Here is a 24,802-nt window from a genome sequence, read left to right as displayed (position 1 = left end):
CTTACAAATTCATCCAACCATGCACATCGACAAAGAAATTAATGCCAGTGGCCTGAACTGCCCACTGCCCATTCTGAAAGCCAAAAAAGCGCTGTCTGAACTGACCAGCGGACAGACACTCAAAGTGGTGGCAACCGACAAAGGTTCTTTGCGCGATTTTCAGGCCTTTGCCAAACAAACAGGTAATGAATTACTCGACCAGCAAACCGTTGGGGAATCTTTCATCCACGTGCTGCGCCGCCGTTAAACCCTTTCCGGTGGTTATTTCGCCTCACGCGAAATAACCACCGCGGGTCAGTCAGAACTTGCGCAGACCCGATTCCCCAGCCAGCAATGGCTTATCCCAGCCGAGTCAACTGGTCTTTGACCTTGGCCAGCGTAGCCTCAAAGTCCGCCAGGCGTTTGCGCTCCTGATCAATCACCGCAGCCGGGGCGCGGGCCACGAAGGATTCGTTACCCAGTTTGCCGTTGGCCTTGCCGATTTCACCTTCTAGGCGCGCCAGTTCCTTGCCCAAACGCAGCTTTTCAGCGGCCACATCAATTTCCATGAACAGGCAGATACGGGCTTCACCCACCACCGCTACCGGGGCAGCTTGCGCGGCGGCGGCCCAGGTGGCCTCGTCATCAAACACACACACCTCACTCAGTTTGGCCAGGGCTTGTAACACCGGGGCGGCGTTCTTCATGAAGGCAGACTCAGCGGCTGAGGCCATGACAAACAGCGGCAGGCGCTGGGCGGGTGACACCTGCATTTCACCGCGCAGGTTACGACAAGCATCGACCAGGGTTTTCAGTTTGGCGACATGGGCAATCGCTGCCTCATCAATGCGTTCGGGCTGACTCACCGGGTAGGCAGCGATGGCGATGGATGCACCAGCGCGTCCGGCCACGGGTGCGACCTTTTGCCACAGCTCTTCGGTGACAAACGGGATGATCGGATGGGCCAGGCGCAGAATGGTTTCCAGCGTGCGGATCAAGGTGCGGCGGGTAGCACGTTTCTGGGCATCATCACCAGTCTGGATTTGCACCTTGGCGATTTCCAGGTACCAGTCGCAGAACTCGTTCCAGACAAAGTCGTAAATCGTGCTGGCCACGTTGTCCAGGCGGTAGTCGGCAAAGCCTTGGGTCACCTCAGCCTCGGCCTTTTGCAGCAGCGAAACGATCCAGCGATCCGCCTGGCTGAAGTCCAAATACGCTGCGGTGGCGCATTCGGTCGGGGTGTGGTCGTTCAGACCGCAGTCCTGGCCTTCGCAGTTCATCAGCACGAAGCGGCTGGCGTTCCAGAGTTTGTTGCAGAAGTTGCGGTAGCCTTCGCAGCGTTTGCTATCAAAATTGATAGAGCGGCCCAGAGAAGCCAGGGACGCGAAGGTGAAACGCAAGGCATCGGCACCAAAGGCGGGGATGCCATTGGGGAATTCTTTTTCGGTGTTTTTGCGCACCTGCGGTGCAGTTTCGGGCTTGCGCAGGCCTTCGGCACGTTTGACCAGCAGCTCGGGCAGGGCAATGCCGTCGATCAGGTCCACCGGGTCGAGCACGTTGCCCTCACTCTTGCTCATCTTGTGGCCTTGCGCGTCACGCACCAGACCGTGGATGTAGACGTGTTTGAACGGTACTTTGCCGGTAAAGTGGGTGGTCATCATGATCATCCGGGCAACCCAGAAGAAGATGATGTCGTAGCCGGTGACCAGCACGCTGCTGGGCAGGTAAAGGTCATAGTCCGGTGTGGTCTCCGGCCAGCCCATGGTGCTGAAAGGCACCAAAGCGCTGGAGTACCAGGTGTCGAGCACGTCTTCATCACGCTTCAATGGCCCGGTATAACCGGCTTTTAAAGCTGCAGCGCTTGCGGAATCTGCGTCACGCGCTACAAAAACAGCACCATCTTCGGCATACCAGGCGGGAATCTGATGGCCCCACCAGAGCTGGCGGCTGATGCACCAGTCCTGAATGTTGTTCATCCACTGGTTGTAAGTGTTGACCCAGTTCTCGGGAACAAACTTCACCTGGCCCGACTGCACCGCATCGATGGCTTTTTGCGTGATGCTCTTGCCGGTCGGGTCTTGTTCGGACACTTTGCTCATCGCCACAAACCACTGATCGGTGAGCATCGGCTCGATCACCTGGCCGGTGCGGGCGCAGCGCGGCACCATCAGCTTGTGTTTTTTGATCTCGACCATCAGCTCCAGCGCTTGCAGGTCTTTGACGATTTGCTTGCGGGCTGCAAAACGATCCAGTCCAACATAAGCAGACGGTGCGTTGCTGTCAATTTTGGCATCCAGCGTCAGTACGCAGATCATTGGCAGCTTGTGGCGCTGGCCGACCTGGTAGTCGTTCTGGTCGTGCGCCGGGGTGACTTTCACCACGCCGGTGCCGAAAGCCTTGTCCACGTAATCGTCGGCAATGATCGGGATGGTGCGGTTGCACAGGGGCAGGGTGACCTGTTTGCCGATCAGATGCGCGTAGCGCTCGTCCTCTGGGTGCACCATGGCGGCCACGTCGCCCAGCATGGTCTCGGGGCGGGTAGTGGCCACGACCAGGCCGGGGGCGAGTTCACCGTTGACCAGTTGTGGGCCATCGGCAAAGGGGTAGAGGATGTGCCACAGGCTGCCGTCTTCTTCCTCTGATTCCACTTCCAGGTCAGACACGGCGCTCATCAGCACCGGATCCCAGTTGACCAGGCGTTTGCCACGGTAGATCAGGCCCTGCTCGTACAGGCGCACAAAGGTTTCGGTGACGGTTTTGGACAGCTTCTCGTCCATGGTGAAGTATTCGCGGCTCCAGTCCACCGTGTCGCCCATACGACGCATTTGGGTGGTGATGGTGTTGCCGCTTTTTTCTTTCCACTCCCAGACCTTGGCAACAAAGTTCTTGCGGGCTTCGGCAGGTGTCGGGCCCATGTCATGGCGGCTGATGCCCTGGGCTTGCAGCTGGCGCTCCACCACGATCTGGGTGGCAATACCGGCGTGGTCGGTGCCGGGAATCCAGGCGGTGTTGAAGCCGGCCATGCGGTGGTAGCGCGTCAGGCTGTCCATGATGGTCTGGTTGAACGCATGACCCATGTGCAGCGTGCCGGTCACGTTGGGGGGAGGCAGCTGGATACAGAAGTTGTCGCCGCGGGCGGCAGCCTCCGCACTGGGCTGGCCCGTGCCCCGGCTACCGGCCACGCCGTAGCCACGTTTTTCCCACTCCGGCCCCCAATGGGCTTCCAGGGCGGCGGGCTCGAAGGATTTGGACAGGCTGTTGAGGCCGGGTTGTTGTAGTTCGTCGTTCATGGTGTGTTTGGCTTGGTTGCCGCCCATGCCCACAGGGGCAACTGGATGCGAAAGCGGCACCTGTGCACAGATGCCGCCATGGGTAAGACTGGGAAAGGCTGATTTTATTCGACGCTACAGCGCGCCCGCAGATAGCCCACCAGCTGATCTGGGGACATTGGGCGGCCCAGCAAGTAACCTTGCAGGATGTCACAGCCACAGTGACGCAAGAACTCCGCCTGCAACGGTGTTTCAACGCCCTCTGCGACCACCTTCAGACTCAAGGCGTGCGCCATCTGGATGACGGCCCGCACGATGGCGGCGTTCTCGCCGTCTTCAGGTAGGCCACGCACAAAACTCTGGTCGATCTTGAGTTCACCGACGTAAAAGCGTTTGATGTGACCAAAAGAAGAATAACCCGTGCCAAAGTCGTCGATAGAGAGCGAAAAACCGGCCGCATGAAACGCGTCAAGCACCACTGATCCGTCTTCGTCCATCAGGGCACTTTCGGTCAACTCAAACTCAAACCGCTGGGGGCTTTCGCCAAAACGCGCCAGGGTATCGCAAATCCGTTCGACCAGGCCACAGCCATGCAGCAATTGATGGGGTGATACGTTGACGGAAACTTTGGGCAACTCAACGCTGCTGTTGCGCAGCGTTGCCAGATCACGGCAGACCTGCGTCAACACCCAGTCGCCCAGCTCCGTAATCAAGCTGCTTCGTTCGGCTACCGGAATAAATTCCCCCGGCGACACCTGTTGACCATCTGTGCGCCGCCAGCGCACCAGCGCTTCGACCCCGACCAGTTGCCCTGTCTGCGCATGAAGCTGGGGCTGGTAGGCCATCCACAGCCCACCACCATCGTCTTGCAGGGCTTGGCGCAAACCAGCCTCAAGCTCCAGATCATTGCGAACCCGTGTATCAATGGCCTCGGAAAAAAACCGGAAACCGTTCTTGCCATGGGTTTTGGCCACGTACATGGCCATATCCGCACGTTGCAGCAAGACCGTAGGGTCGCTCTCGTCACAGGGCAGTAGCAGTACCCCAATGCTGAGTCCGACATGGCTCGGGCTGGGTATGGTCGGCAAGGGCTGGGCTGCGGCTTCGAGCATCAAGCGGGCCACTTTGGCCGCATTGTCCGGGTCTCCAATGCCATAGAGAATGGCAGCAAATTCATCACCGCCCAGGCGGGCCACCACATCACCGGAACGTAACACCGCAGCCAGACGCGCGCCAATCATCCGTAGCGCCTGGTCGCCTACCGCATGCCCGAGGGAGTCATTGACCCTTTTGAAATCGTCAACATCAATGAACAGCAACGCAGCCCCTTTGGGTTCACGTGCCACACGTGCCACGGCCTGGCACAACTCACGTTCAAACAGGCTTCGATTGGGCAAGCCAGACACCTGGTCATAAAACGCCATCAACTGCAGCTGCTCTTCAGCATGCACCATGCGCCGGCGCAAGCCCGCAGTCAGGCGATACGCCAGCATCAGGGCCACGGCGGCAATGGCCAGCACGCCCAAAGCGTATTCCAACAAGCGCCAGTAGAGCGAGACAAAGCTGACATGCAGCAGCAAGGTACCCACCTGACTGCCCTCCATGCGAATGTCTTCACGCAACACTTCACCCGCCCAGTGATTTTCCAGCGTGACCGATGTGTCTATTGGTTTCTGGGGCGGGCCTGTGTGCTTGTGTTCCAACCGCTGGGGAAACAGCCAATCACCGGTGGCCGCCAGGCGTTCACCATCCAGCCGGTACAGTGCGCCACCAGTGATGCGCGGTGTCAGTCGCACGGCCCCCAGTGTTTCCTGTGCTGCCTTGAAATCCTTGAACACCAATGCAGCTGCACTGTTGGCACCAATGATGGAGGCTTCGGTGTTCAATTCTTCGAGCATCTGCTGGCGGCCAATCACATACTGGTGCACCATCAGCAAAATGAAGGCAATCAACAAAGCCAGGCCAGTGGACAGCAGGCTCAGACGATTGGAACTCTTGATGCGATCAGTCAGGATATTCACGCGTTCACTCCACGACCTTGCGTGCCAAACGCAGCACTTTGGAACTCATCACCAACCCGGCCACACGGGCTGAGCGCAGATCAACGTCAAAAACGATGCGCCCATCGTCCACATCCAGATTGATCATCACGCCGCGTTGCAGATACCCCCGTGAATCACCCAGCAACAACACACCGCTGGTGCGTAAACTGGGAATCACCCGCGCCAGTGCGGTGCTGTCGTTGGGCGACACATAAAGGGCGTGGCAACCGGTGACCATATTGACATTCACACGCATCACTTGCAGCGCCTTGCCTTTGATGGCCTTGCCATTGAGGTGATCAAGCACCATGGCCACCGGCCCACTATCCAGGTAGCACAGGGTCAAACGGTCTGTGGGCTGACTGGCTTGGGTCGGCCAGTCCACAAACAACAGCATGTTGACCAAAATGGCGGCTTTTAATTCGGACTCAGGTGCTTGTTGCTGCGCTTGCACCAACGGGCTGAATGCCAGCAACGCAGAAAGAAGAATGAGCCGTATGACACCGGAAGAGATTAGCATGCGCGGACAACTCACAGACGCAAAGTCCAGCTCAACCTGAACTGGCGGCCATCTTGCACCAGTGCATTCTGGGTGAACGCCGATGACGCTGGATCATGGTAGAGGCTATCCGTGACGTTGTAGACACCCAATGTGAATTCGCCCAGTCCCGCCATGGGGGCCGATGTCAACGTCAGGTTGAGCACACCATAACCCGCCACACGACCAACCAGGGCGCGCCGCGCTGACAGGCCCATCCACTCGCCAGCCATCGTCCAGCCAGCAGCGACAGGCTGGGCAAACACCAACTTACCCAGCCATTGCGGCGAATTGCCAAGTTCGCTGCCGTCAGCGGCGCTTGACCACTGACGAGACAGGCTGGCGCGCACACGCTGACCGCTGGGCCAACGCCGTTCGGCATCCAGCTCAATGCCGCGGGTTTGTGTGCTGGACTGGTTGACAAATACCTGCAGTCCGTCAAGCGGATCAAGCACCTGGTCAATCATGTCGCGCATGTCGTTGCGGTACAAGCTGATGCCCACACGGCCACCTGGACCCACGCGGAAATCGCCCGCCAACTCCACACTACGGATGCGCTCAGGCCGCAAGGCCAGGTTGGCTTTTTGCAGCACCCCGCCATCGTCGTAAAAACGCTCATAAGCGTTAGGGGCACGATAGGCATTGCCTACCATGGCCTTCAGCGTCGCCTTTTCGCTGGCCTGGTAAATCAACGCCGCACGGGGCGAGGTGATACCCGCATAGTCGCTGTGTTTGTCATGGCGCAGGCCAAGGTTGAGCAGCCATTGGCTGGACAAGCGCCACTCGTCCTGCACAAAGATGCCATAGGTGTGGGAGGGATGGTTGCTGTCAAGGTAAGTGCTGGCTGGAGCCAGGTCAAAATTGCGCTGCTCCAACACGGTGTTCCACTGGGTTTCCAGACCCAGCATCAGCTTGTGCGCAGGTAATGTGGTGATGATCAGGCGGTAATCGCCACCAACCCAGTCGGCATGGCCGGTGTCGCGGTTATCCAACGCCCCTGCGAGCATGTAGTCACCGCGGTAACGGTAACTGCCGGTAAAAACCCTGAACTGTTGCTGCCGGTCATTGGACTTCGGCCCGTCATACGAGAGCTCAAGCAAGGCGTGCTGATCAACGGTGTGGGTGCCCGGTTCGTTAAAGGCAGTTTGGTAAGGTGCGTTGGGCAGATGCTTTTCGCGTGAACTCAGGTTGGCACTCAAGCGCCAGTTTCCAAAGCGGTATTTGCCATAGGCTTTCTGGTAGTTTTCACCATCCAGTCCACGCGCCCAACCTTGGTTGATGGTGGCAAATTCGGGAAAATACAAGTCATTACCACGTGCATCGTAGGCAGACAGGGCAAAAAACCAATCGTGCTCACTGTCTACGCGTTGACCCGCCATCAACCCCAGGCGCTGGCTGGCTCCGCTGCCGGTGTCTGCAGTAAGGCGAGCACCCTGGATATCGCCGCCGTCCAGCATCACGGCATTGACGCTGCCAAACAAAGCATTGGCACCATAAACCGCCGAAGACGGACCTGCGACAAATTCCAACCGTTTGACCCAGTCGATCTCGACCGGTGCTTCGTTGCCAAGCTGCGCTTGGTCGTACAGGGCATCGTTGCGCCGCGCGCCGTCGGTCAGCAGCAGGATACGGGAGTTGTAGTCACCGGGGCGGTTGAAGCCACGTACGCCAAGGTAGCTGTAGTTGCGGTCGTTGCTGAGGTAGACCCCCCGCACCGTGGACAGTGCCTCGGCCAGGTTGCGGTAACTGTGGTCACGCAGTTCGTCCTCGTCGATCACGGTCACCGAGGCGGGTGAGTCTGCCAGCGGCTGAGCGTAACGTGTGGCACTTTGCACCTCGACACGTAACAAGTCATCCAGTGACAGTTGAGCCAACTCCCCTGCATCTGCCCACAACGCGGCGGCCTGGGTGGATGCACTGCAACACAGGGCCAGCAGCGCCATGGCGTATGGGCGATGGAAATGAGTCCAAGCGGATCGCTGTTGCCCCTGTGTAGTGGTCATTTTCAAAGAAAATTTCATGGGATTTTGGCGTGTCGCTGAAGAGTCAAGACCATTCCCCAACGCAGGAAATGACTTTTGAATTCTATGCCAGCACCCATCCTGAATCGTGAGAATGCCCGCGAGGATGGAAGCAACTAACCGATGCAGCCCGTGGCAACAACAACTTCACCTTGGCGCAACAACTTCAGCTTGCCCTTGGGCCATACGGTGTTGGGCACCCGGCCAATCTGCCCAAAAACGCTTGATGGACGATGGCTTGGTGGATCAGCTCCGGCCACCACGCGTGAAACCGCTGCGAAATCAACCTGGGCAAGTATTATTGCCAGCCTATTCATTCACACAAGCAGACCATGATGAAAAGCATTTTCACAGCCATCGTTTTGAGTTTGATCACCAGTTTTTGTATGGCCGAAGCCGTTTCTGTGGGCCGTGCAGAGATCAAACTTCCGGGGGATAACTGGCAAAACTTTCCTATCGCAGAAGAAGTCACGCCGTTTGGCGGGGATAGGGCGGGACAAATCAAAAGTGAAAGAAAGGTATTTGTCAAAAAATCCTCATCCCATGCGGTAGAGGCCATTGCCCTCATCAGTGGCAGCCCTGGGGGGCTTGGCACCGCTGGAAAACTGCAGTACTCACCCCAATGTTCAAGCGATAAATATTGGTATCGCAACGGCAATCAGGGCTTCAACCGACCCTTTGCAGAGTGCTGGGGTGTGCTCAAGGGCCGACCGATCACGCAAGGAAACCTAGGGATTGCGTTCCCTGAATTGTCACCACTGTTAAGTCAAGAAAACCTGCAAATGCCCGATGGGGCCAACGCCCTGTTCAGCGCCTATCGAAATGAAAATGGTACTTTTTTGACCGTGCTGATGTTGATCGCCCCTGGTTTCTCGCTACCCAATGCACCTGCTGTGGACAGCGTTCCTGAAGGCGTAGAGCCTAAGGTCATGCACTATGGGAGACTGCTTTCTGCTGCCGTGCGGGCCAGTGTCACGTCCTGGTCAGGCCAATTCGCTGTGCCTGGTTTCGGGTTTTCCGATCAATAGCACGGACTACACGGGCAGAATGCCAACGCGCAGCCCGCTATTTCTGGCGGCTCATACCGCAGGCGTGCGAATCAAATAATCAAACGCGCTCAGCGCCGCTTTGGCCCCCTCACCGGTGGCGATGATGATTTGTTTGTACGGCACAGTCGTCACGTCACCGGCGGCCAGCACGCCGGGCAGCGAGGTCTGGCCTTTGGCATCGATCACGATCTCGCCGTGTCTGGACAACTCCAGCGTGCCCTTGAGCCATTCGGTGTTGGGCACCAGGCCGATCTGTACGAACACGCCTTCGAGTTCGATGTGATGGCTGGCCTCGGTGGCGCGATCCTTGTAGCTCAGGCCGTTAACCTTTTGGCCGTCGCCGGTGATCTCGGTGGTTTGCGCGTTGAGGTGGATCGTTACATTGGGCAGGCTTTGCAGCTTGGTGACCAGCACCGCGTCGGCCCGCAGCTTGGTGTCAAACTCGATCAGCGTCACATGGGCCACCACACCGGCCAGGTCAATCGCGGCTTCCACGCCGGAGTTGCCACCACCAATCACTGCCACGCGCTTGCCTTTGAACAACGGGCCGTCGCAGTGCGGGCAGTAGGCTACGCCCTTGGTTTTGTATTCCTGCTCGCCGGGCACGTTGACATTGCGCCAGCGTGCGCCGGTGCTCAAAATCACCGTGCGGGTTTTGAGCGTGCCGCCGTTGGCCAGTTGCAGCTCGATCAGGCCGCCGGCTTGGGCGGCGGGGATCAGTTTGTCGGCGCGTTGCAGGTTCATGATGTCCACGTCATAGGCTTTGACATGGGCTTCCAGCGCGGCGGCAAATTTGGGACCGTCGGTCTCCGTGACCGAGATGAAGTTTTCAATCGACAGCGTGTCGTTGACCTGGCCGCCAAAGCGCTCGGCCACCACGCCGGTGCGGATGCCTTTGCGGGCGGCGTACACGGCAGCGGCGGCACCCGCCGGGCCACCACCCACGATCAGCACGTCATAGGGTGCTTTGGCACTGAGTTTGGCGGCATCACGGGCAGACGCGCCGGTGTCGAGTTTGGCGACGATTTCTTCCACCGTGGTGTGGCCGGAGCTGAACATCTGGCCGTTGAGGAAGACCATGGGCACGGCCATGATCTCGCGCTGGTTCACTTCGTCCTGGAACGCGCCGCCCTCGATCACCACGGTTTTGACCTTGGGGTTGAAGATGGCCATCAGGCTCAGGGCTTGCACCACGTCCGGGCAGTTGTGGCAGGTGAGGGACATGTAGACCTCGAAGTTGAAGTCGCCGTCCAGGGCGCGGATGCTGTCGATCACGTCCTGTTCAACCTTGGGCGGGTGGCCGCCCGTCCACAACAAGGCCAGCACCAGCGAAGTGAATTCGTGGCCCAGGGGCAGGCCGGCAAAGCGCAGGCTGTTGGTCGCCCCCACGCGTTGCACGGTGAAGGACGGTTTGCGGGCATCCGTGCCATCAGTTTTGAGGGTGATCATGTCGCTGCGCAGGCTCTGGATGGTCTGCAGCAAGCTCAGCATGTCACGGGAGGTGTCTGAATCGTCCAGGCTGGCCACCATCTCGAACGGTTGTACGACGCGCTGCAAGTAGGCGGCAAGTTGTGTTTTCAGGTCTTGGTCGAGCATGGTGGATTCCTTTGTTTGCTATATTTTTAATAGCTGTTTGCGCATGTTTTATAAGCGCCAAGGGCTTATTTTGTTCACAAAAAAGCCGGACGGCAAGATGCATGCACCTTGACGCAGTCCGGCTGAGGGCACGCCACGAAAGGCGTGCCGGTCAGGTTGCCGGTGGTTTAGATTTTGCCGACCAGTTCCAGAGAAGGCTTCAGCGTCTTGGCGCCTTCCTTCCACTTGGCGGGGCAGACTTCACCAGGGTGGCTGGCGGTGAATTGGGCGGCTTTGAGCTTGCGCAGGGTTTCAGACACATCGCGGGCGATTTCGTTGGAGTGGATTTCCAGCGTCTTGATCACGCCATCGGGGTTGATAACGAAGGTGCCGCGCAGGGCCAGACCTTCTTCAGGGATGTGCACACCAAACGCATGGGTCAGTTGGTGGGTAGGGTCGCCTACCAGCGGGAACTGGGCCTTGCCCACAGCGGCAGAGGTTTCGTGCCACACCTTGTGCGAGAAGTGGGTGTCAGTGGTGACGATGTAGACCTCGGCACCGGCTTTTTGGAACTCGGCGTAGTTGTCGGCCGCGTCTTCAATTTCGGTGGGGCAGTTGAAGGTGAAAGCGGCGGGCATAAAAATCAGCACAGACCACTTGCCCTTGAGGCTTTCTTCGGTCACGGTGATGAATTCGGCTTTGCCATTGCGGCTCAGAAAAGCCTGGGTTTTGAATGGTTGGACTTGGGTATTGATCAGGGACATGGAGAACTCCTTGTGTGGGTGGGATTGAAAAAACGTCGGTGAAACAAATTGTTTTGCCGATGGGTGAATCATAGGGGCGAACTATCGTTTTCATGATGCATTGTTCTTAAGCTATTCATAGCCAATCTTTATGACCCCTGTCGCGATAATGCGCACACAGCTGCTTTGGCTGTGTATGGGCTCACTGGATAACTATGCTGTTTTTACTTTCCCCCGCCAAATCGCTTGACCTGGATGCCCCGCCCGGTGACATACCCCACACCCAGCCGCTGTTTGTGTCGCAAGCGACTGAACTGATCGGAATCCTGCGCCAAAAATCACCCCAGGAAATTGCCAGCCTGATGAGCCTGAGCGATGCGCTGGCTGGCCTGAACGTGGCACGCTACGCCGCCTGGTCACCCAAGTTCACAGCCAAAAACGCCAAGCAGGCGGTGCTGGCCTTCAACGGCGATGTGTATGACGGGCTGGATGCCAAAACCTTGAGCCCGCAAGACCTAGCCTGGGCACAAGACCATGTTTGTATCCTGAGTGGCCTGTATGGCGTGCTGCGCCCGCTGGACTACATGCAACCCTACCGGCTGGAGATGGGCACCAAGCTGGCCAATACACAGGGCAAAGACCTCTACCAGTTCTGGGGTTCGCAGATCGCCAGCTACCTGAACACCCGCCTTCAATGCGACAAAACCCCGGTCATCATCAACTTGGCCAGCCAGGAGTACTTCAAATCGGTGGACAAAAAGGTGCTGAAGGCGCGTGTGGTGGACTGCGTGTTTGAAGACTTCAAGGGCGGCCAGTACAAGATCATCAGCTTTTACGCCAAACGTGCGCGTGGCCTGATGGCACGTTTTGCCACCACCCATGCCCTGAGCCTGCCTGAGCAGCTCAAAGGCTTTAACCTGGATAGTTATGCGTTTGCACCAACCCAGTCCAGTGCCGACAAGCTGGTGTTTCGCCGGCAATTGGCGGAGTAACATTTTTATACAAAATTGACCTCTAGCGCTTGATAAGAAAGCGCAAACAGCTACAAATTACAGAGCACACATGAACCATCCAGATCAGTCTTTGTTGGGCAAAGCCACCTCTTACCCGGATCAATACGATGCCTCGCTGCTGTTCCCGATACCTCGCGCCGCGCAGCGCGCTGCCTTGGGACTGGGCGGCAGTTTGCCATTTCTGGGGGCCGATTTGTGGACGGCGTTTGAACTGAGTTGGCTCAATACACGCGGCAAGCCGCAGGTGGCGCTGGCGCACATCACCGTGCCGTGCGAGTCCACCCACATCATCGAAAGCAAATCGTTCAAGCTGTACCTCAACAGCTTCAACAACACCCGTTTTGCCGATGCCGCCGAAGTGCAGGCGCGTCTGCGTGCCGACCTGACCGAAGCCGCCTGGCGTGGCGGCGTGGTGCACAGCAGCGTGGGGGTGAAGTTGATTGCGGCCGAGTGGTTTGACCGCGAGCCGATCTATGAGCTGGATGGCCTGAGCCTGGATCGTATGGATCTGGACTGTGACCGCTACACCCCCGCGCCTGAACTGTTGACATCTGCTACCGACGAGGAGCCGGTGTCCGAGGTGCTCACCAGCAACCTACTGCGTAGCAATTGCCCGGTGACCGGCCAACCCGATTGGGGCAGCGTACAAATCAGCTACTTTGGGCCGCAAATTGAGCAAGCTGGCCTGCTACGCTACATCGTCAGCTATCGAAACCATAACGGTTTTCATGAGGATTGTGTGGAGCGTATGTTCATGGACATCCAGGCGCACTGCAAGCCGCACAAGCTCAGTGTGTATGCCCGCTACACCCGCCGGGGTGGCCTGGACATCAATCCGTTTCGCAGCAGTTGGCCACAGGCGCTGCCCGCCAACCACCGCAATGCGCGCCAGTAGACCTACAGAACACTATCTTATAAATAGCACTTTGCGCTTGATTGACAAGCGCTACAGCCTTATTTCTTATAAAAACAGGGGTATATTCTCAGGCGGCACAGGGCGGCCAAAGTAGTAGCCCTGAAAAGCGTCGCAGTCCATGCTGGCCAACAGGTCGCGCTGGGCGGCGTTTTCAACACCTTCGGCAATCACCCGCATGCCCAGGCTGTGACCCAGCGCCACCACGGTGCGGGCAATCACCGCATCGTTGGGGTCGGTCAACAGGTCGCGCACAAACGACTGGTCAATTTTGAGCTGCGCCAGCGGCAACAATTTCAGGTAAGACAGTGACGAGTAGCCGGTACCAAAGTCATCCAGTGAAAAGCTCACGCCGAGCGCCTTGATGGCGTTCATTTTGGCGATCACCGCCTCAACGTTTTTCAGCAGCATGCTCTCGGTCAGCTCCAGCTTCAGGAGCAGCGGATTGGCACCGGTTTTTTGCAACGCCATCACCACGTTGTCGACAAAATTGACGTGTGCAAACTGGCGTGCACTGACGTTTACCGCCACCGTCCAGGCGGCGGTGGCCGGCTGCTGCGCCCAGTCCACAAGTTGTGCGCAGGCGGCTTCCAGCACGTATTGGCCCAGCGGCAGAATCATGCCGTTTTCTTCCGCCAGGGAAATAAATTCCAGCGGCGAGACCATGCCGCGTTTGGCGCTGCGCCAGCGCACCAGCGCTTCGGCACCCATGATCTGGCTCTGACTGTCCACCTGGATTTGGTAATACAGCGTGAACTCGCGTTGATCAAAGCCGTCGCGCATGTCCTGCTCAAACTCGGCACGTGCCACCGCCTGCGCCTGCATGGCCGGGTCAAAAAAGCACACCGTGTTGCGTCCGGCGGCTTTGGCCTGGTACATGGCGGCATCGGCATGTTTCACAACGCTGTCGCGGTTCTCGCTCCCCTGCATGAAGACCATGGCCCCGATGCTGGAGGTACTGGTGTAGCTTTTGCCCGCCAGGGTGTAGGGCTCGGCCAACTGGGCCAGTATTTTTTGCGCTACCGTTTCCGTGTATTGGGCAGCCTGGGAGGCACTGCTGGCAAAGGTGTCCAGCAGCACCATGAACTCGTCACCACCGACCCGGCCCACACTGTCGCTCTTGCGCACACAACCCAGCACGCGCTGGGCGGCTTGCTGCAGCAAGGCATCACCCATGTTGTGGCCGAGCAAGTCGTTAAGCTGTTTGAAGTTGTCCAGATCCAGCAGCAAAACCGCACCAAAAAGCTGTTTACGCGCCGCACTGGCCAGCGCCTGCTGCAGGCGATCGAGCATCAGACGGCGGTTGGGCAGGCCGGTCAAGGCATCAAAAAAAGCCAGGTGGTGAATGGTTTCCTGGTCTTCGTGGCGCTTGGTGAGGTCATGCGCCACCACATACACGGCAGGTGCGCCGTCGTAGACGATGGCCGTACTTTGAATTTCCACTTCAACGATGCTGCCGTCCAGGCGCAGCAGCCGCTCTTCAATCAGGGGGGCAGCCACACCGGATTCCATGGCTTGCTGGGCCCGCGCCAGGCCGCGTGCACGGTCATCCGGGTGCAGCAGGTCAATGATGTGTTTACCCTGCAAATCCGCTGGTGAGTTGGCGCGCAAGAGCTTGACGCAAGCGGTATTCACATAGGCAATCACGCCGGCACGGTGTACCGCCACAGCCTCGGGCGACCACTCCACCAGCGTGCGGTAGCGCGCCTCGCTCTCGCGCAGGGCCGTCTCCTGCCGAAGCAGATCTTGCTGGATGTGGTGGTGTTCAACCGCCAGCCCGAGCAAATATGCGCTGCGCTGAATGGCCTGCAACTCCTGCGGCTGTGGGCTGCGTGGCTGCAAGTGGTAGTTGGCAAAAGTTCCCAGCAACCGGCCTTTGGTCGACAAAATAGGCACCGACCAACAGGCGTGCAAGTTGTGCGACAAGGCCAGGTCCCGGTAGTCCTGCCACAGAGGGTCGCGGGCAATGTCGCTGACGATGACGGCCTGGCGGGTGAATGCGGCCGTGCCACAGGAGCCGACAGCAGGCCCGATGGCCGAGCCATCAATGGCATCGCAATAAGCCTTGGGCAAACTGGGTGCAGCCCCGTGGCGCAGGTGAAGGCCGTCGGGATCGATCAGCAGTACCGAACACATCACGCCAGAAAAATTGAACTCAAAACTGTGGGCATAGGCTTCCAGCAAGTCTGTGAGTGGTGTGTTGGTGGCCAGCAATTCCAGCAGCTGCAATTCACTCGTCGTCTGGGCCTCAAGGGCTTTCTGCCCGGTGACATCGATCATCAACCCAATGACAAATTGAGGCTGGCCCTGAGCATCAAACACCGGTGTTTTAGCGGTGACACTGCGAAGAAATTGGGCATGTTGGGCATCCCACAGGGTTTCTTCAAAGTGCAGCGTTTTGCTCTGCGCGTAGACCTGCTTGTCCTGCGCTGCGATCCGCGCCATCTGCTCGGCATCGAACCACGTCGCCAAGGATTGGCCGCGCACCGCTTGCACGGTTGACCCCAGCATGTGCGCACCAGCCTGGTTGATCAGCACCATCTGGTTGTGGACGTTTTTGACAAAACACTGCACCGGCAACGCATCAATAAAACGCTGCAACAGGTTCAGATCACCCGTGAACAACTGGTGCAATGTCATGGTGGAATGCTCGGCCGTCAACATGGCTTTTACTTTGTGGGCTAGCAAGTAGTTGGTTTAAACATAAATCAGACCGCATATTAATCGGATCAGCCCACAAGTCTCAAAGAGGGCGGGATCGGATGGCTATCGGTTAATGTGAATGTGGCGACCAACTTGGCCAGATGTTGGGCTTGCTCACTCATGCTGTGTGCGGCAGCCGCTGATTGCTCCACCAGTGCGGCATTTTGTTGCGTCATTTGATCCAGCTCCGCAACGGCATGATTAACTTTGCCAATACCGTCGTTTTGCTCCTCTGCGGCGGAGGTAATGTTGCCCATGATGTCGGTAACACGCTGTACCGAGGCCACGATATCGGTCATGGTCTTTCCAGCATCGGCGACCAGGCGGGCACCGGCCTCAACCCGCTCCACACTGTTGCCAATCAGCAGCTTGATTTCTTTGGCGGCTTCCGCACTGCGGCCAGCCAGGGAACGCACCTCGCTGGCGACAACGGCAAAACCACGCCCCTGCTCGCCGGCCCGGGCGGCTTCAACCGCCGCATTCAAGGCCAGGATATTGGTTTGAAAGGCAATGCCATCAATCACACTGATGATGTCATTGATCTTTTTGGAACTGACGTTGATGTCTTGCATGGTGCGGACCACTTCGGCCACGACCGTTCCACCACGCGCAGCAACTTCACCGGCCGAGGCGCTGAGTTGGTTCGCTTGCTGGGAGGCCTGGGTGGCTTGCTGCACCATATGGGTCAGCTGATCCATGCTGCTGGCGGTTTGCTGCAAGTTGCTGGCTGTCTGCTCGGTACGCTGGCTCAAGTCCTGGTTACCACTGGCGATTTCGGCACTGGCCGTGGAGATGCTGTCGGTTGATTGACGCACTTGCCCAACCAGATTGGCCAGTGCGCCTTGCATATCCTTCAATGCACACAGCAAATGAGCGGCTTCATCACTGCCCTGCGTATGGATGTGCATATCACTCAGGTCTCCATGCGCAATGGCTCGCGCCATCCGTTCAGCCAGGTCGATGGGTTCACAGATAGAACGCATGTTCAGCAGCGTCAAGGGCACCAGGATGGCCAAAATGAGCAGCGTTACAGCGGCGATTAACCAGACCACACGGTTGACGGTGGCCTGCAGTGCAATTTGGTTATTGTGCATATTCGCTTGCAGTTCTGAAGCCAGGCTGCTCAAGCTGCTATTGGCCTGCTCAATCAGGGGTTGCAGCTTGCCAATGGTGGCAGAGGCCACCTGGGCCGAAGCAAAACTCATGGCTTCGAGTTGTTTGGCCATGGGCTCAAACTCGGTGTTGTACTGGTGTAAATCATTCAATACCTGCGCCAGCCGGGCGCGCTGAGCCTCCTCGGTCAACAACGGGGTCAAGTTTTTGGCAGAGGTTTCAAGCTGGGCAAAGGCACTTGCCCAGCCTTCTTTGTATTTGGATGATTCAACCGAGTTTTCATACTGGATGACCATGTCTTTTTCATTCAAGCGCAGCACCCCCATGGCCAATTGCATGTGGGCCACCTCGGTCATGGCATTCACGTCGCGATTCACCAGATGCGCGGTGATGCTGTTGGCATAAAGCTGGGCAGCGACACCGATGCCTCCCACAACGGCCAAAGCAACCACCACGGTGCCTATGGCTCCATACATGCGAAAACGGATACTCATTCGACGCATCAAGGCATCAAGTTGCATAGTTAGCTCCAATCAAAACGGCTTTTGACCGTGGGTATGGGAAAGAGGTTGCATCTGTCATGCAGATGTTCAACCGGGTTTGACAGCCCGAGTTTAGAGGCCCGCGTCATATGCTGCAGAGCATAACGCCGTGATTTACTTTTGCTAAAAAAGCTCTGGATTAATAGCTACTGAATTCATAGCTTCATGCGCTTTATTTATATGCGTAAGAGGCACTTTTTGCGGAACAGAATTCACCTCGTCAATCTTCACCAGAGAGGCCACACGCACACCCAGAAGGCGCAAGCGTTGGGTCAACGGCACACGTTTGAGGCACTGGCCGGCAATCTGGCGGATCACTTTGGCATCTGCCACATAGTCCTCCACGGTTTGGTCGCGCGTGGCTGCTTTGAAATTGTCATACCGCAGCTTGATGCCAATGGTTTTGCCGGCATAACCTTTGCGTGCCAGGTCTGCCGCCACTTGTTCGCACAATTGGGTAAAGATGGCCCCCAGTTCGGCTTTGTCACGCACGGCATGCAGATCGCGCTCGAAAGTGGTTTCGCGGCTGATGGACACCGGTTCGCTGCTGGTTTCCACCACTCGACGATCCAGCCCACGGGCAGCATCAAACATCCAGGCACCGGTTTTTTGGCCAAAGTGATCCATCAACCAATCCAGCTCTTGCTTGGCCAGTTCACCGATGGTGGTGATACCCAGGCTTTGTAACTTGGCATCAGATTTGGGACCAATGCCGTTGATCTTGCGGCAGGCCAAGGGCCAGATTCGGGTCTCCAGATCGGCCTCAGTGACGATGGCGATGCCGTTGGGTTTGTTGAATTCACTGGCCATTTTGGCCAGCAGTTTGTTGGGAGCCACACCCACCGAGCAGGTCAGGCCGGTATGCTGAAAAATGCTTTTCTGGATCAGTCGTGCCAGCACCCTGCCCCCTTCGCGCTGGCCGCCTGGCACATCGGTAAAATCGATATAGACCTCGTCCACACCACGGTCTTCCATCAGCGGGGCGATCTCCAGAATGATGGCTTTGAAGGCCTTGGAGTAACGCCGGTACTCAGCAAAATCCACCGGCAGCAAAATGGCCTGCGGACACAGTTTGGCGGCTTTCATCAGCCCCATGGCGGAGCCCACGCCAAACTGACGCGCGGCATAAGTAGCGGTGGTGATGACGCCCCGGCCGGTATAGTCTTGTAACAACGGGAACTCGGAGACCGGTATTTTGTGTAACGGGCGCTCAACCTGCCCCAGCTGCAATGCGTCATCCACCGGTCTGCGCCCACCACCAATCACCACCGGCAAGCCTTTGAGTTGCGGGTAACGCAGCAGCTCTACGGATGCATAAAACGCATCCATATCCAGGTGGGCAATACGGCGCAACAGGGGTGCACTCATGTCAGCCAGAGTCCCAAAGCCATCAGCGTTGGGGTAAGCAAGGTAATTTGCACATTACGTGCCATGGCTGGCAGCAAGCGTGTTGTATCACCGGCATGGATCAACACCTGGCGCGCCGTGGTGATGGTGAGTGGCAGCATCAACAGACCCGCCGCCGCTCCCCAAGGCAGGGTCCGGGTCAACACACCGGTGATCAGACACAGATGGGCCAATGCCGCCTGCGCGGCATACCAGCGGGCAGCTTTGGCGCAACCCGCAACGATGACCAAATGACGACGCCCCACCTGGCGGTCTGCCTCGGCATCAGGAAACTGGTTCAGTAACAACAGGTTATTGGCCAGGAAGAACGGCACCAGTGAAGCCACCCAGGCCATGATGCTGGTATGTCCGGTAAGCGCCAGCTGCGTACCCAGAACCATCAACGGGCCAAAACCCAAACCCGGTGCCATCAGGCAGAGCATGGGAACACGCGTGATGGCACGGGTATAAGCCAGCACCAAGGTCACGCCCATCAATCCAATCGGCAATAGGGCAAACCCTTGGATGACGACGAAGTAAATGCCTACCAGCACACAGATCAACAAACTGCCATAGGCCAAGACCCAGGCACTACGTACCAGTTCAGGGTGGGCTATGAGCGTGCCACTGCCGCCGCTGAAGGGCGTTTTAACGGTCAAAGCATCCAGGCCACTGCGGAAGTCCAGTACTTCGTTGAATGCATTCACACTGATGTGCGCCCCCAGAGCCCCACACAAGACCAGAGCGATGGCCCATGGGCTAACAGGCTGCATCGCTTGGGCACAGACCACGCCAAGCAGGACACAGACGGGTGTAAACACCAGAAAAGGGAGCCTGGCAGTGCCAAGCCAAGTCTCGGTGATTGACATAAAGTTCAAGGTAAACAATTGCTCAAGTGAGATATATCAACAAAATAATATCCGCACAGGTTAAGCTTGGGCCGGGTCTTTTTGCCACACCGTTATATTGTCAATAGGTAGTTTCATGGACAAGCATTTTTTAAGCGCGCTATTCTCGCCAGCCTCTATTGTGGTGTTTGCTGGCAGGCCAGATGCGCCTGAATCGCACACACCTCAGGCCAAGGCCTTGCACCAAGCCATCACCGCCCAGAGGTTTACCGGCAAGCTGGTATTTTTGGACATTCATGCCAGCGGCACCTTGGCAGACTTGGCCTCTGTGCATGCAGACTTGGCCATCATCGCCTTGGCCGCCAACGAGGTGACCGCAGCACTTGAAATTGCGGGCCGCATTAAATGCCATGCTGCGTTGGTCATCTCAACCGGGATTGATGCCGGTCTGGCTGCAGAACTTCACAAAATGGCCACGCGTGATGGCATTTACCTGCTTGGACCCAATAGTTTGGGGTTTCAGCGGCCTGATTTACATCTTAATGCCAGTGTGGCTGGCGATTTGGCCACTTCAGGGCCACTGGCGCTGGTGTCGCAGTCTGGTGCCTTGACTTCATCCATTCTGGATTGGGCCAAAAAGAATGCAGTGGGATTCTCTACCGTGGTGTCCCTGGGACCCAATACCGCCGTGGATATGGCACAAGTGCTGGATTTTTTGGCCTCGGATGCCAAAACCCACAGCATTGTGATTTACATGGAAGGCATCACCAACGCCAGACGTTTCATGAGTGCCTTGCGCGCGGCCGCCAACGCCAAGCCTGTGGTCGTGCTCAAAGCGGGGCGTAAACCGGCCGGGAATCGGGCAGCACTGACCCACTCAGGCACGATTGTGGGCAGCGACGATGTGTTTGATGCGGCGCTGCGTCGCGCTGGGGCGGTACGGGTGCGTTCGTTTGTGGCACTGTTTTCAGCGGCCAAATGCCTGGCATCAAGATACAAACCGGTCGGCAAACGCTTGGCCATCATTACCAACGGCGGTGGTCCGGGTGTTTTGGCCGCCGATTGGGTGAGCGAGATTCATCTGGAGCTGGGGCGGTTAACACCCGAGCAGGCACTGGCCCTGAAGCCATTGTTACCACAATTGGCCACACTAACTGATTTGATTGATGTGTCAGAAGACGCTGGCCCGGAACAATACCGCGCAGCCATTGAGGCGGTCAGCAAGGCCCCACAAATTGATGGTATTTTGGCTATCTATTCCCCCAAGATGGGGGCCGACGGTGATGCGGTGGCTACGGCCATTGCAGGTTTTAACCGCCATGTGAACAAGCCGCTGTTGACCTGCTGGATGGGGGATGCCACGGTAGGTGAAGCACGCAAGATTTTGAACGATGCCACTATTCCCAGCTTTCGCACGCCTGAGGCGGCAGTGGGCGCGTTTGGCAACATTGCCTCGTTCTACCAAAACCAGCAACTGCTGCAACAAACACCGCCCCCCTTGTCTGACCTGGCCAAGCCGGATGTGGAGGGTGCTCGCCTGCTGATTGAAAGTGTGCTGGCCGAGCGGCGCAAGGTGCTTACCGAAATGGAATCCAAGGCCTTGTTGGCAGCTTTTCATATCCCGGTGACCAAAACAATTTTGGCACGTAGCGCCAATGAGGCCATCATGATTGCCACGCAGTTGGGCTTTCCGGTGGCGCTCAAGATTGATTCGCCAGACATCAGCCACAAGTCAGATGTGCAAGGTGTGGCACTGAATATTTTGACCGCTACGAGCGTGCGTGACACCTACCTGGACATGATCCAGGCCGTGACCAAGCTGCAACCCAACGCCCGTATTAACGGGGTGACGATCCAAAACATGTCCAGCCAGAAGCGTGGCCGCGAGGTGTGTGTGGGGCTGGTCACTGATGCGCCGTTTGGCCCTGTCATCGCATTTGGTGCAGGAGGAACCATGATTGAGCTCATCAATGACCGCACCATGGAGCTGCCGCCGTTGAACCAGTTTTTGGCACGCCGCCTGATTGAGCGATCTCGCGTGGCTGAAACCCTTGGCTTATGGCGAGGAGCCCCGGCCGCCAACATGGAAGCACTGGAGCAAATATTGCTGCGTGTGTCTGAAATGGTCTGCGAGCTGCCACAGCTGCGTGAAATGGACATCAACCCCATCATCGTGGATGAATCTGGTGCGCTGGCTGTAGATGCCCGCATCGTGGTCGATAACACCGCACCATCGGTACGTCATTACAACCACTTGGCGATATTGCCGTATCCGTCACAACACGAGCAGCTGTGTATGTTGGCTGGTGGCGGGGAATATGTGGTGCGCCCGGTACACCCGGACGATGCCAGCATGCTGCAAAGTTTTGTGCGTGGGCTATCGCCCGAGAGCCGTTATTTCCGCTTTGTGTCCTCCATGCAAGAGTTGCCAGCCACGATGCTGTCACGCTTTACGCTGATCGACTATGACCGGGAAATGGCACTGGTGGCGCTGATTACCGAAGCAACTACAGACACGCAGGGCCAGGCGGTAGAGGTCACGCGCATCGTCGGTGTATCTCGCTATATCACGAACCCGGATCGCGCCAGTTGTGAGTTCTCATTGGTAGTCGCAGATGAATTTAAAGGCAAAGGCTTGGGTTCTCGGCTGATGTTGTCCATCATGGACTTTGCACGCGAAAAAGGCCTGACCGAGATTGAAGGTCTTGTACTGGCAAACAATCCCAACATGCTCAAGCTCATGAAAGGACTGGGTTTTGTCATCAAATCATTCCCGGAAGACCCGGACTTCAAACTGGTAACACATCACTTGCAAGTGGTTTAACCATGTGAGGTGCTTCATCTCAAAGATGAAGCACCCGCAGAGGATGAGGCTGATTGCCCGTCAATCGGCATGAGAAAATCTGAAATGAACGGGCTGCCACAAACGGGCACTTCACTGGAGTGCCTCACCATTAAAACGAGGCTTGGTACACATAATCACCAGGTTTCATATTGTCAAAAATAACAACGGCCCGATAGTCATCCAATTTGGCTATGCGTGGCACGTATGTACCAACCTTGGTAGATCGTACCGTCGGCAACACGCCCTTTTGCGGCAACATGATGGTGAGTGTCATTCCATTGATCGGTAAATTACCTTTGACCGTCAAGTTGAAGTCCAAGCGCTTTCCAGCAACAGAAGAGCTGATACTGACACGCTCCCTGTCACGCCACCACTGCGCAATCTGCCCACTTGATGACAACCAAACGTTGTTTTTCTTCTTTTGCACATGTTCCAGAAAAGCGGGCATAGCTGACCTCAGCACACTGCCCTCTTCGAAATTTTGACTGTGAACACTCAAAAATCCCAATGAACCAGTCTCTAATGCCAAGTCGAAATCATCATTCAACGCTTTGGTCGTTTGATCGATATCCAATTTCTCATGATTAAGGTTAATGTCATCACGCTGTGTCCGTGCCAAAACCACCAGCGAATCTTCCACGGCAACACCATCCATTTTGACCAGCGCAGGAAGCCGTCCCTCTAGTCGGCTAGGGTCTGCAGCATGGTGACGAATGCCATGCTTTTGCAAAGCGATTTCCGTTGTGGTGTCATAGCCCTCAGTAGGGGCACGAAAACCCGTGATCGTTGATGTGTCGGCCAATACACTGGCCAATTCAGCCTTCATGTTGACGATGCGCTGTTCTTGTGTATAGGCTGGCTGATCCTTAAAGCTGACGTGAACGTCCCCGTGGTATCCAATCTCGAAGTCCTTTGCGAGCGCTCTCAACAGCTCAGGGAACTGGGTAGCCACGGAAGTCAGCACATAAAAAGTAGCACGGTAATCAATCGATTTCATCATGCTCGCAAAAGCTGAGGCATTCTGAAACCCTTGCTCGGTGTCCATTTCAATCACTTGGGCCGCAATCTTCCCATTTGGCCAAGCCGAACGAACAATGGAAGGCTGCCGCTGCAACCACTTCAGCGTATCGTCAATCAGTTGACGAGGTGCAAAAGGTCGAGACTCCCAATTGGTTTCTGCAAATGCAAACACAACAGCCCGTCCACTGTCCGGGGTTGTTTCAGAAAACACAATCGCCCCCTCATTACGCCGGTTTTCATCCAACACCCTCTGCCAATCCATGAACCTAGCTGCCACGGACTCACCCGTCAAGCGCAACAGTGATTCGGTTGTTTTACCCATCCAGATCCGAGTACCCGCGGGTTGCTGAAATGACAATGGTGATTCACCTGTCAGGGTCAATTGCCGTGCTTCTGAGTCCGCAGGGAGTTCACCCACAACCTTGGCCCCCAGGGCCTCAATCAGCTGCCAACCAGCCCAGTCACCAGAGCCATTCCGGGTGCCGGTAGCCCAAGTCGCAAGGACACCACCACCCTTGGCTTTAAATGACAAGATGGCATCGCGTTCTTGGTCATTCAATGCCAGGGCCGAAGGAACAATTAAAACCCCCCTACTTTGCTTATTAAGCTCCGCTGGCGTATTCAGCTCGACCGCTTGAATGGATCGGTCTTTGAAATAACTGCGCCAAGGATTCAGCAAAGTATCGTAATTACCACCAATCGTGGCGAAGTAAGCTTTGGAAGTAGGAGACGCATACAAGATGACATTCGAACTGGATGGAGCCATGCGAGCTACCATATTTTGCAAACCTATCAATGGCAGTTTCCAACCGTTGATTTGCATCATGATCAAAAATACAAACGAAGGAAGTGCAATGCCCAAAAGAATCATGAAAGGCATATAAAAACCAACACGCCGAAAAACGGGTCGCTGTTGACGATGGTCAACGTTTGAATCTCCGTTGGGCTCTTCGTTTGAATTTCGTGCCATTAACCCAATCCTTATTCAGCCTTGATTGGCATATCCACGCGTGGCATGGGCGTATAGGGTTTAAGAAATATGGGCTCTTGCAAACCCATTGCATTCATCGTCGCATCCCCACGACTTTTATTCGGTTTACGTTTATCACGCAACTTGAATGCGGCGTATGCACCAACACCTACGACCATGGTGCCGATGGTGGTGACCAAAATCACCGTCGCCAAAATTGAGATCAAATCCAT

At 56.7% G+C, this 24,802-nt stretch carries 17 protein-coding genes; 5 read left to right on the top strand and 12 right to left on the bottom strand.

Features of this window, described 5'->3' with window-relative positions; genetic code table 11:
* The first annotated feature begins 19 nt into the window (after positions 1–19).
* On the top strand, positions 20–247 hold the full coding sequence (locus LDN84_RS02225) for a sulfurtransferase TusA family protein (protein WP_223907560.1): 228 nt from the start codon (positions 20–22) through the stop codon (positions 245–247).
* A gap of 91 nt (positions 248–338) precedes the next feature.
* Here LDN84_RS02225 and LDN84_RS02220 read toward each other — a convergent pair whose 3' ends face one another.
* From LDN84_RS02220 to LDN84_RS02205, 4 genes are all read right to left on the bottom strand, one after another.
* The gene (locus LDN84_RS02220; protein WP_223907557.1) at positions 339–3,269 is read right to left on the bottom strand and encodes a valine--tRNA ligase; all 2,931 of its coding nucleotides are present in this window, start codon (positions 3,267–3,269) and stop codon (positions 339–341) included.
* A gap of 104 nt (positions 3,270–3,373) precedes the next feature.
* A complete protein-coding gene (locus LDN84_RS02215) occupies positions 3,374–5,269 on the bottom strand; it encodes a putative bifunctional diguanylate cyclase/phosphodiesterase (protein WP_223907552.1) in 1,896 nt (631 codons plus the stop codon).
* Between the two features lie 4 nt (positions 5,270–5,273).
* Positions 5,274–5,810, bottom strand: a complete 537-nt coding sequence (locus LDN84_RS02210) for a YfiR family protein (protein WP_223907548.1) — start codon at positions 5,808–5,810, stop codon at positions 5,274–5,276.
* Positions 5,811–5,821: 11 nt separating this feature from the next.
* Entirely contained in the window at positions 5,822–7,771 is a 1,950-nt protein-coding gene (locus LDN84_RS02205) for a TonB-dependent receptor plug domain-containing protein (protein WP_223907544.1), read from the bottom strand.
* A 440-nt stretch (positions 7,772–8,211) separates the two neighbouring features.
* On the opposite strand from LDN84_RS02205, the gene LDN84_RS02200 reads away from it, so the two are divergent.
* Positions 8,212–8,877 (top strand): hypothetical protein, encoded by a 666-nt coding sequence (locus LDN84_RS02200; RefSeq protein WP_223907541.1) that lies wholly within the window; start codon positions 8,212–8,214, stop codon positions 8,875–8,877.
* A 51-nt stretch (positions 8,878–8,928) separates the two neighbouring features.
* Here the strand turns inward: LDN84_RS02200 and ahpF are convergent, their stop codons facing one another.
* Both ahpF and ahpC read right to left on the bottom strand, forming a co-directional pair.
* Positions 8,929–10,494, bottom strand: coding sequence for an alkyl hydroperoxide reductase subunit F (gene ahpF, locus LDN84_RS02195; RefSeq protein ID WP_223907538.1), 1,566 nt, complete (start codon positions 10,492–10,494; stop codon positions 8,929–8,931).
* Positions 10,495–10,661: 167 nt separating this feature from the next.
* The gene (ahpC, locus tag LDN84_RS02190; RefSeq protein WP_223907536.1) at positions 10,662–11,237 is read right to left on the bottom strand and encodes an alkyl hydroperoxide reductase subunit C; all 576 of its coding nucleotides are present in this window, start codon (positions 11,235–11,237) and stop codon (positions 10,662–10,664) included.
* 194 nt (positions 11,238–11,431) lie between these two features.
* Here ahpC and yaaA point away from each other — a divergent pair, with 194 nt between their 5' ends.
* Complete coding sequence (gene yaaA / locus LDN84_RS02185) at positions 11,432–12,208, top strand: peroxide stress protein YaaA (protein ID WP_223907532.1); 777 nt, start codon at positions 11,432–11,434, stop codon at positions 12,206–12,208.
* A gap of 70 nt (positions 12,209–12,278) precedes the next feature.
* On the top strand, positions 12,279–13,124 hold the full coding sequence (gene queF, locus LDN84_RS02180) for an NADPH-dependent 7-cyano-7-deazaguanine reductase QueF (protein WP_223907530.1): 846 nt from the start codon (positions 12,279–12,281) through the stop codon (positions 13,122–13,124).
* 66 nt (positions 13,125–13,190) lie between these two features.
* Here queF and LDN84_RS02175 read toward each other — a convergent pair whose 3' ends face one another.
* The 4 genes from LDN84_RS02175 to LDN84_RS02160 all read right to left on the bottom strand — a co-directional run bounded on the left by LDN84_RS02175 (position 13,191) and on the right by LDN84_RS02160 (position 19,755).
* On the bottom strand, positions 13,191–15,782 hold the full coding sequence (locus LDN84_RS02175) for a sensor domain-containing protein (protein WP_223907527.1): 2,592 nt from the start codon (positions 15,780–15,782) through the stop codon (positions 13,191–13,193).
* 89 nt (positions 15,783–15,871) lie between these two features.
* Positions 15,872–17,479 (bottom strand): methyl-accepting chemotaxis protein, encoded by a 1,608-nt coding sequence (locus tag LDN84_RS22980; RefSeq protein ID WP_276572416.1) that lies wholly within the window; start codon positions 17,477–17,479, stop codon positions 15,872–15,874.
* 144 nt (positions 17,480–17,623) lie between these two features.
* Complete coding sequence (dinB, locus tag LDN84_RS02165; RefSeq protein ID WP_223907524.1) at positions 17,624–18,868, bottom strand: DNA polymerase IV; 1,245 nt, start codon at positions 18,866–18,868, stop codon at positions 17,624–17,626.
* On the bottom strand, positions 18,865–19,755 hold the full coding sequence (locus tag LDN84_RS02160; RefSeq protein WP_223907514.1) for a prenyltransferase: 891 nt from the start codon (positions 19,753–19,755) through the stop codon (positions 18,865–18,867). Before LDN84_RS02160 ends, dinB begins: the two co-directional genes overlap by 4 nt.
* 115 nt (positions 19,756–19,870) lie before the next feature.
* On the opposite strand from LDN84_RS02160, the gene LDN84_RS02155 reads away from it, so the two are divergent.
* Positions 19,871–22,558 carry a bifunctional acetate--CoA ligase family protein/GNAT family N-acetyltransferase gene (locus LDN84_RS02155; protein WP_223907511.1) on the top strand — a complete coding sequence of 896 codons (2,688 nt, stop codon included), beginning with the start codon at positions 19,871–19,873 and terminating at the stop codon, positions 22,556–22,558.
* A 130-nt stretch (positions 22,559–22,688) separates the two neighbouring features.
* Here LDN84_RS02155 and LDN84_RS02150 read toward each other — a convergent pair whose 3' ends face one another.
* Both LDN84_RS02150 and LDN84_RS02145 read right to left on the bottom strand, forming a co-directional pair.
* Positions 22,689–24,569 (bottom strand): polysaccharide deacetylase family protein, encoded by a 1,881-nt coding sequence (locus LDN84_RS02150; protein ID WP_223907508.1) that lies wholly within the window; start codon positions 24,567–24,569, stop codon positions 22,689–22,691.
* Positions 24,570–24,580: 11 nt separating this feature from the next.
* Positions 24,581–24,802, bottom strand: coding sequence for a hypothetical protein (locus LDN84_RS02145; RefSeq protein WP_223907505.1), 222 nt, complete (start codon positions 24,800–24,802; stop codon positions 24,581–24,583).

This window comes from Rhodoferax lithotrophicus, from assembly GCF_019973615.1.
Lineage (GTDB): Bacteria > Pseudomonadota > Gammaproteobacteria > Burkholderiales > Burkholderiaceae_C > Rhodoferax > Rhodoferax lithotrophicus.
This window is presented reverse-complemented; position numbering and strand designations above follow the sequence as displayed.